We start from the raw sequence: 11,708 nt of genomic DNA on the forward strand, positions 1-11,708 counted from the left end.
GTACAACTAGCGAGTTAGGGCTACTTCTGGCCGACGGTAGCGCGGCCTGGAATCATGCGCACCTGTAAGGTTGTCGTTGTTTGAGCAGGTGTTTGAAGTTGAACTACGATGCGGCTGACGCCCGGATTCGCCGAATCCTGCCTGTTCCGGGGCTGTGACACATCGTCAATGACCACCGTGTAGGGTTCCGATGCCGATAGCAGGAGCTCCAGCGACTGGTTATCCTGCCGCAGCAGCAGACCCCGGGGCGTTTTGCTCACGGTGGCCCTGGTCAGCCATTGCCAGGAAGCGGCCACGGGGCGGTCGGCGGTGGTCCAGACATCATCCAGCCGCACCGAACGGTCGGGCAACAGCCGGATACTACGCGTCACGCTGGCTACCTGCTGCCGGTAGAGTGACGTCAGGTCGATACGGTTACCCAGGCTGCCATCGGTGCCGGGCAGCACGCTGATGCCGGCGTTCCCATCGACCTGCTGTGGCTGCTGGTCGAAGCGCAGGATATTGTGCCCCTCCGGCCCAACCCGGAACGTAGTCCATCGGGTACTGTTCTGGCTGTAGTTCCAGAGGTCGAGTTTGGCGGCCCGCATCCTGTCGTAGCTTTCGGTACCCAGGTCAATAGCCCAGCGAACGCCATCGGCTTCGAGCACAAAACTGCCCACGTCCATGTGCGCGTGCGAATGATTGGGCGTTCCGCCCTTGATGGCCACGAACGTGGCCGCTGGGTCCTGCCAGGCCGACCGCATCACCGCCATCGGCAAAACACCCTGCGAGGTCCAGTGGCGGGGCCGTGTAATGGTCGATTTCCCAGCCAGTTCCGGCTTCCACCACAACAGTTCGAGGGGTGTATGCCGGTTCGCCGTCACGCTGCTTTTGGTGTTCGAGACAGCCGCCCGATACAAGGTGTTTACATCGGCCAGTTCCTGCCCGGCCAGATCTGGCCGTTGGGTTTCCCGGGCGAACCACAGCATAATGGGTTCATTCTGGGTTTCGAGGTGGTAGTCGGAATAGTTGACATCCAAACCACTCGGCCCCACCATTTGCAGGTTGTAATCGGCCGTTTTCAGAAAGCCGGGAAACTGTTCCAACCCGAAACTCTTACCCAAAGCCGAGCGCAATGCTTCGATCAGCAGCACATGAAACGTGGTTCCGTACGACCAGTAGCTGGGGCCTTCGGGATACGCTCCGTCGGGCGCATAAACGGCTCCGGCATGGGGCACGTTCTTAATGGCCCGGTTGATGATTTTCGTAGCCAGTTCGGGCTCCCGTTCGGCAATGGCCAACGCCCCCACGGTCAAGCCGCCATGGCACACCTGCGTCCAGTTGAAATCGCCATCTACCCAGCTTCCGTTTCCCTCCGCAACGTTCAGCGATGGCAATAAGGCATTTTTGACGATGGCCTGGGTAAGCTGGTTGCGTTCGTCAGGAGTTAGGTCATCATACAGCCAGTCGAGTCCGATACCCGCGGCCAGCGCGCCTTCGCCCACATCCAGAAAGTGGTTGGGAGCCCAGTCGGGCAGGGTGGCCAGTTGTACCAATTCCTGACGGGCGCGGTTCAGATAGCGCTTGTCGCCGGTAAGCCTATAATTCATCGCCAGGGTAATAATACGCCCCTGCACGGTTCTCATCTGGCTAAACTTAAAACCCGTTGTCGGATACACGATTTCGGGAGCGGTCAGGAGCCGTTCAGCTTCGTGTTGTATATAGATTTTCAGCCGTTGAGAGACCGTATCGTTCTGGGTCTTTAATTCAGCAAAGCGAGCCGCATTCGCCAGTAAACGCGGATGTGCCGGCAACGTTCGCACGTCTACCTGGGCCTGAGCGCTGACATACGCGCCCAGCCAGAACACCCAGACCACACGGACGATCGGAATTATACGTCGCATTGTAATAAATATTTCATGCCTGCCGGGTTGTTGTCGATGGTCTCGAAGACCGATTTGGCATCGGCCAGGGGTGAAATCTGGGTGATCAGCGCGTCGAGTTGTAAGGTACCCGACGCGGCCAGGGCGATGGCTTCGTCGAAATCCTCGGGTTCGTAGACCCGTGCCCCGATCAGCTTCAGCTCCCGCCAGAAGAAGCGGAACAGATCAACGGCTTTGGGTTCGGCATGAATAGCCACCATCACGATCCGACCCCGGACCCGGGGCAGTTGGGTCATGGTCGTGACGCCCGCCTGCACACCTGATACTTCGAAAACAACATCGGCCATGGCTCCATCGGTGAAGTCTTCCACATGAGCGAGCAAATCCGTTCCTTTCGGGTTGACCGTCGCCAGCCCCATCGAATCAGCCAGTTGCAAACGGGTTTCATTTACCTCCGAAATCAGCACATTCGCTCCTTTCTGTCGGGCCACCAGCGCAATCAACATCCCGATGGGCCCACCACCGATGATCACGACGTTCTCGCCCGCTTTCACCTCACCCAGCCGCACATCGTGACAGGCAACGGCCAGCGGTTCGATCATCGCCCCAATCGTAAGCGGTAAGTTGTCGGGTAAGCGGTGGAGAGTTCTAGCGGGTACGTTCCAGTACTGCTGCATACCACCGGGGGTATCGATGCCGATAAATTTCAGGTTTTGCCCAATGTGCTGAACGCCGTTGTCTACCGGCATTTCCTGACCAGGCTTCAGCGGCCGAACCGTTACCCGATCGCCGGGTTGCCAGCCCGATACGCCTTCGCCCACCGTGTCGATTTCGGCCGACACTTCGTGGCCAATCACCTGTGGCAGTGAGAGTCGCTGCGCCATAGCACCGTGGTAGATGTGCACGTCGGTACCACACACGCCACAGTACGCTACTTTCAAACGAACCTCGCCCTGCGCAGGCCTTTGGATATCAACATCCTGTAAATCAAAGGTTTTGTTTCCTGTAAACTGGAGTGCTTTCATTGGTTTGGATTTTTTACGTAGAGACGCGACCCTTCGCGTCTCAGCATGCGTCAGCAATTTCATCTGCCCACCATCCGGTATATGAGACCCCTGTTTGCGAATGAAATTGCTGACGCGTGTGTGCTGGCGCATGATGAGACGCGAGGTATCGCGTCTCTACAGTAACACCTGTCTTTCTAAGATCTGCAGCATATTCCCGTCAGGGTCAAAGAGGTTACGGACTTTGCCGCCACCGATGGCGTTGATGACGGAGCCACCCCAACGAACCCCTTTGGTGTCGAGGAAAGCGATGGCTTCGTCGATGTTTTCGACGCGCAGGGCGAGGTGCGACCAGCCGGGTGTCCAGGTGGTGCGTTCAGGACGGGCGGTGTCGTCTTTCGGCATCACTTCGAGCAGGGTGCCGTCGGGGGCTTTGAGCATCCAGACCGGCTTCGGGTGTCTGAACCACTTTTCGTAGCCGAATACCTCGCAGTACCAGTCGGCAAGCTGCTCGACGTCATTGGCCGCGACGCCGGGGTGATCGATTCCTTTTAGTTTTAGAGGATTCATGGTTTTTTCGTTTCCAGTGCCTGCATGGCCTTTGCATACCTGCGTCCCAGCTCGCGGGCCGATTCGGCGTTGAAATGAGTAGCATCGCCCCCATCGGTCAGGCCCGATGCATCGGCGAAGGCTACCCGCGACAGCCGGTTGGGTAGATTGGACAACGTGGCATTGATTTGGGTAGCCGCCGGATTCTTCGATAAGTAAAAATCCCCCAACGTACCCACCACAACCGGCACATCGGGACTGCCGAACGCCTGCCGAAAGCGCCCGATTAGCTCCGTGAGCTTGGCTTCATACCCAGCCGCCAGGTCGGGTTTGCTATCACTTTCACCCTGATGCCACAGAATGCCGTGCACCGTACCTGCCTGTTGCGCCAGTTGAACCCGTTGAACGGCTTCATCGTAGGGATAATTCTTTGTTTGCTCATGGTACCCTCCCGGTGTCCAGGCGTCGATGGCCGACCCTCCTACGGCGGTTGGAATCAGGCCAATGAACGCGTTGGGGTTCTGTTCGGCCATTAGTTTACCAAACGCCAAACCCGGACCAACACCCACGACCGCTGGCTTGTCGAAGTGCATCGGCTCGGTAGCAGGCACCCATTGATTGGCTTTGTTCAGCATCCACACACGCGGATGTGGGGTTTTATCAAGGGTATCGACCTTGCCACGGCCCGCCATATTCGACTGGCCTGCCAACACATACAAATGGAAATTGGCACGGTCCAAACCAGTTGGCAGGGAGGGTTGAGCCACCGTGCTGAGTTGGCTTAAGAGGAGAAAAAAAGCAGTCAGAAGCAGGTATTTAGCCATGATCGGGCATTCGTTTTAAAGAATAGTGGCCCGATTCGTTAAGCACATCCCAACGTCGGCCATGCCCCGAAACTAACGAAAGCTGATGGGCTTCGTCATCCTGTACGATTAGCGTCCATTTTTTCTGCCCGTTCGATAGCGTAAACGCGTTCCCATCTACGGTTAACGCCCATCGATCCAACACAATAGCCTCGTCGAGAGCAATAGCGTGAACAACCGTCCGGGCGGTTGCCGCTGCCTTTTCTGTCCAGCGGTAGAGCAGGCCGCTGCCGGGTTTTCCTTCGCCGTACTGGTTTGGCTCTACGTGGTAGGCGTCGTGGACGTACCCATAAACGGGGTACCCGATTTTACCGTTGCCACAGTGAAACAGCTTCATACCGGCCTCATTTCGTCGAACAGTCAGGCACGTAGGTTGCGTGTCGACCTGCGCCTGTCCGTCGCGGTTATTGACCAGCCAGTTCCAGACCGTTGTCACGGGTTGGCTTGCCTCAATCCGGTCAATGACGAACAAAACATTACTCCCCGCCATGAGCCAGAATCTTGAAAACGTGTCGATAGGCGCACCGCAAGCGTTACCAATCTCCGAGCCAACGACCGAAACGGGTTCATCGTGCGCAACAATCAGCCGCCGATTTCCTCGGTCGACAGCCGGACCGGGGACGCCGTTGATCAGCAACCGACGAGGCAGCACGCTTTTCTGCTCCAGCATGGTGGCTTTGGCCTTATCCTCCTGCAAACCCAGCGTTTCTGCCTCGACAAGGAAGGTGCAGGTGTTATGCGTTTGCGTGCTGCTCTCCAGCCCGTGAATCAGGTTCCGGTAGCAACTGTGGCCGGGGTCGACCAGCAGTCGTTCGCGGTTATGCACAAGGATAAAACTGTTCAGGTCGCCGTGCAAATGGCCGGGACCGTGCAGCCCCTCTCCCCCACCGTTGATGGCTACGATGGTCTTTCCATTCCAGGCGTCACGCATGAAGGTGTGGCCGTTACTGAATGCCGTCGTCAGCGGCAACCCTGCTTCCTGCGGACTAATGCCTTTCGTTTCGTGGGTCAGCAGCGGCAGGGTCAGAAAACCCCAATCGTTATGCATCCCGAAGGTCGCCAATTCGTGCGGCCCCTGCGTAGGAACGGTCTCGTAGTAGCTAGCAAACAGGCCACGCGCCAGTTGCTTTTCGTCGTCTGTTCCGGCATGAACGGCCAGGTGTAGCAATAGGTCGCCGGAAGGCCGGAACAGGGCCGCGCTGTCATTGAAATTGGCGGCCCGGGCGCGGGGTTCGGTGCCCCAGGAACCGCTTCCATTCTCAGCAAGAGGTTTGGCGTAGAACATGCTACTGGCCACCCACCGAATGCCCTTTCCATACGTACCCACATCGAGCAGGGCGGCTTTTTCCGGGTACGTTCGGCTCAGCGATTCATAGGCCAGCATGAGCGCAAACGCCAGGTAATTGCCGTATTGCAACGACTCGCCGTAGGAACCATCGGGCTGGAATGCCAGTGCACAGCGTTGCCATTCCGATACGTATTGATCGATCAACTCCTGCTCGTTAAGAACCGCTGCCGCTACCAGTACGCCCGACATCAGAATGCCCCGCCAGTTGGCCAGGTGCGTGTTTTTATCGATCCACCGCCGACAGAGAACAATGCCTTTTTCGGTCAGTGCTTGCCGTACTTCGGCCTGTTCCGACTCAGAAAAGACGTCACGAGCCAGATCATAAACGGCACTCAGCGCCCAGCACAAATGCGCCGTTTCCAGGTGTCCCGTCAGCGGCTCCAAATGGTCACGAAACGCTGGTCCAGCCCAGTCGTAAGCAGATGTTCGGGCAATATCGAGCGTAACGGTGCGTAGCCAGTTGGCCAGTCCTTCGTCGGGTTCCAGCGCATACAGCATGGCCGCGTCCGACAGGTATTCGGCTGCCGGATAATACCAAGCTACGGTGGCACCAGGTCCTAGCAGTCCCTTCGTGACAACCCGTTCGTAGACGCGCTTGTGCAAAGCCGCGTAGAAACGACTTACCAATGGCTCGCCGTTTTGGAGACCCGTCAGAATCCGGGTACGTTCGGTATCGGTTAAAAAGCAAGATGCTTCGTTCCTCAGCATGACAAAAATCAGAAGTACCCCCCGTTTTTCACTACGTCGGTTGGTTTCATGCCGCTTTCGACCATCTCGCGGATTTCGTCTTCTTTGTGCAAGATTTTCTCGGCTGCCAGCAACACATCATAGGCGATGTTCTGCGGAATCGAGATTACCCCGTCGATGTCGCCAAAGACCCAGTCGCCGGGCTTTACGGTTACCTCGCCCATGAGAACGGGCTTCTGGTAGTGGTGCATCCGAAACCGACCGAGCATGCCCGTGTTGGCTTTGTACTTGTGAAACACCGGAAAACCCAGTTCCAGAATCGCCTGTGTGTCACGGATACCGTTGACAACTGCGCCCCGGCAACCGGCTTTTTTTGCGGCCATGGTCATCACTTCGCCCCATTGTGAGGTGACGGTGTCGCCCGTACAATCCCACACAACCACCGAATCGGCGTGCAGGTCTTCGAGCATCTGGGCGCGCATTTCAAACTCTCCGTCGGTCGTAATGTCGGGGCCACCTTTCACAGTAAAGGCCAGTCCGGCCATTTTCATGGCCTCGCGCAGGGGCGCAAACTCGGGCGGCAAACTGGTGGCGTGCATGTTGTAGTTGAACCGCAGCACATCGTTGACCGCCCCCGTGTAGAGCCGCAAATACCGCTCGCGCATCTCGGCAACCGGGATGGGAAAAGGCGATGCCGCAACAGCCTGGCCGTTGCCGTTCGTGTGGGTATGGAGTGTGTTCGTTATCATCCTGCCAGAAAATTCATGTTGTCGAAATTAATTTCACGGATCACCACGTAATCCGGTTGGTTGAGCACGAACGTGATCACGTTGGCCACGTCTTCCACTTTTAGAAACTTCTCCCGGGGCACCTTGCGATCGCCCCAATAGTCGCTATCGGTGGGGCCGGGGTTTATATCAGTCACCCTGATCCCTTCTTTGATGACCTGATCGGCCAGTCCACTGCTGAGGCCACGGGCGCCAAACTTTGAGGCTGCATAGACCGGAGCATTGGGGTTCGTACGCTGTCCAGCCATTGAAATTACGGTCAGGATATGCCCCGATTTCTTCGGCTTCATCACCTTCAGCGCTTCGCGGTTGCAGAGAAAAACGCCCCGCATGTTCACGTTGACCATCTGCTCATACGCATCCAGTTCTGTCATGGAAAGATCGGTTGTCAGCACGCCCATACCCGCATTATTGAGCAGCACGTCGACGGTGCCAAAAGCCTCAAGACAGGCGGCAAACCCGGCCTGCACGTCGGCTTCTTTGCTGACATCACCTTTGAACGAGCGTAGGTTTTCGTGCTGTACTTCATCGGAAAGCTGACGGGTTCGACTGAAGTCGAAGACTTTTGCACCCTGATCGAGCAGTTGCAGGGCCGTAGCCTTGCCAATGCCACCCGATGCGCCGGTGATGAAGATTACTCGGTCTGCGATCCGGCGGTCGGCGTCCCGGTTATTGTTGAGGTTATTCATATGTGTAAGGTTGTGATTCGATTAGTGTACGGTTGTTGCTGTGGGAACTTCTTCTTTAAGCAGAGCGGCTGCTTTTCGTGCCTTGTACCATAAGAAAGCAGAGAGAGCAAGACACACGCTCCCGGCTCCCAGCGCCAGTTGCCCGCTCAGCATAGCCCGCGAGGGGAAGCCCATGATGACGAACATGAGGCCGGTGAGCCCGAAAGCGATGCCATACATCAACTTGATAGCATCGGCAAAGGCATCGTCGTTTTTACTTTCCTGGACCGGCACAAACGGCACGGTCAGTTTGTGGAAGAAAGCCGCCACGCGCTTGTTGTAGGCGCTATCTGCTGATTTAAAATAGCCCGACAGGATGAATACCGAGAAGCAGAACCCGATTTCGACCAGCGTGGCAATGGCCCAGCGCACCTCATCAATGACGCCCGGACCGGCGAGGTTGAACGCATCGGTTTTCACGAAAAACACGTGCAGGACAAAACCTAATGCAACTCCGCCAAACAAAGTCACCAACGCCCCCCAGGGTTGCGGTTTGGCCATGAGCACACCCACGATAACGGGCACGATCATGGGCACAGCGAAAATGCCCGCCAGCAGTTTGTTGGCTTCAAACGCCCCGCCAAATCCGGCCACAAACAGAGCCCCGACCGTAACGATGCCGCCCACCAGTAAGGTCATCAGCCGACCCACGAGCAGGCTTTCTTTCCCACTGGCATTAGGGCGGAACACACGCTGGTAAATGTCGCGGGTGAGTACACTGGCTGTGACGTTGTATTCGGCACTGAGCACCGACATGGTGGCGGCAAACATGGCGGCCATCATCAAGCCCATAATACCCGACGGCAACAGCTTCACGCAGAGGCTTACATACGCCATTTCGGGGTTGGCCAGGTTGGGCAGAATAACCCGAGCAGCCAGGGGCGGAAACAGGAAAATGATGGGAAAAATAAAGAAGAAGACCGCCGACAACCCCGCCAGTTTCTGCCCGTCGGTTTCGGTTTTGGCACTGTAGAAACGCTGAATGAACGTCCAGTTGCCGAGGTACCGAATGATGAGGAGAATGTAGTAGGTAACGAGCCAGATCGGAATGCCCTTTTTGCCGTTGAACCAGGTCATGTTCTGGGGAATAACGGCCTGCATATTTTCCAGGCCGCCAGCTGCGTTGTAGGCCAGCGGCACCAGAATCAGCGTGGCGAAAAACAGGATCACAAACTGCACCACGTCGGTGACGATCACGGCCCAGAAACCCCCAACGACCGTGTACAATGTCACAACAATACCACAACCGATGACGGCCGTTTCGAACGGCATTCCCGAAGCCGCCGTGATAAAGAGCCCGATGGAATACAGTTTGATCATGTCGTCGAGCAGTTTGAAGGCCACACCACTCCACGAAAACAATTGCCGAATGGGGGCGTTATAGCGCGTTTCGAGGAACTCGACGGGGCTCATGATGCCCGCCCGTTTCCAGCGTTTGGCAAAAAAGCCAATAGCAATCAGAGAAGGAAACACGGTACTCCAGATCACCGTAATGGCCACCAGTCCATCGGAGTAGGCGATGCCCGCGTAGGCCACAAAGATGAAGGTGCTGAACTTGGTCATGAAGTTGCTGATCCCACCAGCCACCCACGACACGCCACTCCCACCCTTGAAGTAGTCGTTGATGTTCTTGACAAATCGGCCCAGGAAAATCCCGATGCCCGACATCATAATCATGTACAGGACAATGGCCGTGTAATCGAGCGCTTTAAGTTGGTTCATACGGTTAATGAGTAAAAGGGGTCCGGGTCTTTATGGTCTTTTGGCTGAGGCAGTTCATTCGTCAGGCGCCTACTAGTTCAGGAGCGTTATCACTTCGTTGGTCAGGGCCTCTTTTCGGGCGAGGTTCAGCTTCTTGTCGCCCCGGTACCAGTCTTTCCATTTCTCGGGTTTAGCACTCAACGCTTTGCCCTGCTGAGCGAGCGAAATAGCCCGCGTAGCCTCCTGTAAATGCTGTATTACGCTGCTCTTATCGGCGGCATCAGCGGCCAGTTTCGCCTGAATAAGGTGCATGAGCCAGTCTTCCAGTCCAAGCATTATTTTGATTTGGGCAACAAAGTTGACTTCGAAAAATAACCGCTGCTCGGGCGTTAGCTGAGGGGCTATTTTTATCGCCAGTGCGTCGGCTCGCATCAGTCCCTCTCGCTGCCGGACAACCCGAACCAGCTGTTCACTAAGGGACAAATCGCCCGACCGCATATCGCCAATCGCCGACTTTATCCATTTGCTCTCCTCCGTTTCGGTCTGCTTGTTTTTCAGGATAGCCTGGTACTGAACCGAGTCGGTCAGTTGAGCTTTCAACTCGGTTAGCATACCTGCCCCAAGGCTGGCCGTTTGGCCGTCCATCAGAATTGGTGTGCCCGTGTTGTCGTTGAGGACAAAACTGTCGAAATAGGTCTGGTAAGCCTGGGCCACCGCCTTTGCGGACGAACCAAATCGCTCGGCAAACCACTGGTCGTTGAACTGCCGGGTATCAAATCCGGCGAAGTCACGCAGCATCTCCGCCGAAGCCGCAATGCCTAGTTGAAACTCCCGCACGTTCGACACGTTCAGGATGCAGTAGGTCGTATCGCCTTTTTGCACCGCCTGACTCAGTACTTTATAGGTTTGCGCAGGTGGCACGATCTGCACCAGATGAGGCCCTGAACCCCATAGCTGGTGGTGGTAATACACGCCGTAGGTATTTTTTTGCGAACGGGGCGTTTGCATGAAATCGGCCTGCCAGCGCCACCCCGGCGAATTGTCGGCAAAAACGACGGTTACTTTTTCTGGTATACGAAGGTGTCCGGCCTGGTTCAACACCGAGCCTTCGGCCCAGAGCGTGGTAGTCACAGGTGGGTTCGGGCGAGGGTCTACTTCCTGAATCAGCCGCATCTGAAACGCCATCGCGTCGGAGATGAGTTTGCCCCGGTCGGCGTCGGTTTGCGGGGTGTTGGGGTCCGCCAGCCACATGGGGCGGTCGGCAATGCCGCGCAGGCCAATTTGCCAGATTACGTTCGGGTATTTCGCCCACTCACGAGCATACACCCGCCATACTTCTTCTACCTTCTCGCGATTACTGAAGTAAGAAAACAGCGGACTACTGCCGTCTTTGGCTTTCCAGTAGTTGAAATACGAAAACGCGCTCACCCCCATTGGCTCCACATGGTGCATGGAAACGAACAGACCCCGTTTGGAAGCTTCCTGAATCAGAACCGCTTCGGCCGGGTTTCGGATGTCGATAAAGCTGGCTGGGATGATTAGGTTGAACTGCAATCGAAGGGCCGTTTCGCAGACTTTCGCGATAAGGTTGGGCGAGGCTACCTGCTGGTAAAACGGGTAGTCGATGTTTCGACGGCCGCTGCTTTCGTACCACTCGGTCAGTAGATCTTCGTCGTTGATGAACCAGCCCCGGTACCGAAAAGTCGGCTTTTGGGATTGATATTGAATGGTTTCCCAACGCAGAACTGCTCGCTTTTGCGGGGCGCGATCATTCCAGAAATACATGGGATCGACACCCAGATAGTGCTCAATGAAATAATAAATGCCAAAGACGGTACCGAGTGGACTCGTACCGGTGATGTACAGATCGCCGTTTCGGACGTTTAGCTCAAATTGCTCCGGGGCTGACCCCGCTTTGGTCTGAATGAATACAGCTGCCTGACCGGGCATTTTCTTGTTTGCTGTTCCCAGCGTTTTGCCCGTAATTTTTTCTACATCACGAATCAAATCCTGAATGGCCAACCGTACGGGTTCTGTCTCATCCCCGGTCAGTACGATTACGGCCCGCTGCGATTGACTGACTAATACAAACGGTGCTTTCTGCTGCCCAAAAGCGGGCAACGTACACCATAGCATCAGCGGTATCAGCAGCAAACGCTTCATAACAAGGCACCTTAT

Annotated in this window: 9 protein-coding genes; all 9 read right to left on the reverse strand. The window is 56.1% G+C overall.

Annotated features, from left to right (window positions below; translation table 11 throughout):
• Positions 1-20: 20 nt before the first annotated feature.
• Positions 21-1,883 (reverse strand): heparinase II/III domain-containing protein, encoded by a 1,863-nt coding sequence (locus EQG79_RS02185; RefSeq protein WP_129599632.1) that lies wholly within the window; start codon positions 1,881-1,883, stop codon positions 21-23.
• Entirely contained in the window at positions 1,871-2,887 is a 1,017-nt protein-coding gene (locus EQG79_RS02190; RefSeq protein WP_129599634.1) for a zinc-dependent alcohol dehydrogenase, read from the reverse strand. The genes EQG79_RS02185 and EQG79_RS02190 overlap by 13 nt, the downstream gene beginning before the upstream one ends.
• 156 nt (positions 2,888-3,043) lie before the next feature.
• Complete coding sequence (locus tag EQG79_RS02195; protein WP_129599636.1) at positions 3,044-3,436, reverse strand: VOC family protein; 393 nt, start codon at positions 3,434-3,436, stop codon at positions 3,044-3,046.
• Entirely contained in the window at positions 3,433-4,239 is an 807-nt protein-coding gene (locus EQG79_RS02200) for a sialate O-acetylesterase (protein WP_129599638.1), read from the reverse strand. The genes EQG79_RS02195 and EQG79_RS02200 overlap by 4 nt, the downstream gene beginning before the upstream one ends.
• Positions 4,232-6,334, reverse strand: a complete 2,103-nt coding sequence (locus EQG79_RS02205) for a heparinase II/III domain-containing protein (RefSeq protein WP_129599640.1) — start codon at positions 6,332-6,334, stop codon at positions 4,232-4,234. The genes EQG79_RS02200 and EQG79_RS02205 overlap by 8 nt, the downstream gene beginning before the upstream one ends.
• Before the next feature lie 8 nt (positions 6,335-6,342).
• Positions 6,343-7,062: an RraA family protein gene (locus EQG79_RS02210; RefSeq protein WP_129599642.1), complete on the reverse strand. Its 720-nt coding sequence runs from the start codon at positions 7,060-7,062 to the stop codon at positions 6,343-6,345.
• On the reverse strand, positions 7,059-7,790 hold the full coding sequence (locus EQG79_RS02215) for an SDR family oxidoreductase (RefSeq protein ID WP_077923119.1): 732 nt from the start codon (positions 7,788-7,790) through the stop codon (positions 7,059-7,061). Before EQG79_RS02215 ends, EQG79_RS02210 begins: the two co-directional genes overlap by 4 nt.
• A gap of 21 nt (positions 7,791-7,811) precedes the next feature.
• Positions 7,812-9,551 carry a sodium:solute symporter family transporter gene (locus EQG79_RS02220; protein ID WP_129599644.1) on the reverse strand — a complete coding sequence of 580 codons (1,740 nt, stop codon included), beginning with the start codon at positions 9,549-9,551 and terminating at the stop codon, positions 7,812-7,814.
• Between the two features lie 72 nt (positions 9,552-9,623).
• Entirely contained in the window at positions 9,624-11,693 is a 2,070-nt protein-coding gene (locus tag EQG79_RS02225; RefSeq protein ID WP_165358827.1) for a glycosyl hydrolase 115 family protein, read from the reverse strand.
• Positions 11,694-11,708: the final 15 nt, after the last annotated feature.

It is taken from the genome of Spirosoma sordidisoli (assembly GCF_004138325.1).
GTDB lineage: Bacteria > Bacteroidota > Bacteroidia > Cytophagales > Spirosomataceae > Spirosoma > Spirosoma sordidisoli.

Excerpts from the sequence above, each read along its gene's own strand:
- EQG79_RS02220 (WP_129599644.1), bottom strand. The coding sequence starts at position 9,551 with ATGAACCAACTTAAAGCGCTCGATTACACGGCCATTGTCCTGTACATG.
- EQG79_RS02185 (WP_129599632.1), bottom strand. The coding sequence starts at position 1,883 with ATGCGACGTATAATTCCGATCGTCCGTGTGGTCTGGGTGTTCTGGCTG.
- EQG79_RS02225 (WP_165358827.1), bottom strand. The coding sequence starts at position 11,693 with ATGAAGCGTTTGCTGCTGATACCGCTGATGCTATGGTGTACGTTGCCC.
- EQG79_RS02200 (WP_129599638.1), bottom strand. The coding sequence starts at position 4,239 with ATGGCTAAATACCTGCTTCTGACTGCTTTTTTTCTCCTCTTAAGCCAA.
- EQG79_RS02210 (WP_129599642.1), bottom strand. The coding sequence starts at position 7,062 with ATGATAACGAACACACTCCATACCCACACGAACGGCAACGGCCAGGCT.
- EQG79_RS02205 (WP_129599640.1), bottom strand. The coding sequence starts at position 6,334 with ATGCTGAGGAACGAAGCATCTTGCTTTTTAACCGATACCGAACGTACC.
- EQG79_RS02215 (WP_077923119.1), bottom strand. The coding sequence starts at position 7,790 with ATGAATAACCTCAACAATAACCGGGACGCCGACCGCCGGATCGCAGAC.
- EQG79_RS02195 (WP_129599636.1), bottom strand. The coding sequence starts at position 3,436 with ATGAATCCTCTAAAACTAAAAGGAATCGATCACCCCGGCGTCGCGGCC.
- EQG79_RS02190 (WP_129599634.1), bottom strand. The coding sequence starts at position 2,887 with ATGAAAGCACTCCAGTTTACAGGAAACAAAACCTTTGATTTACAGGAT.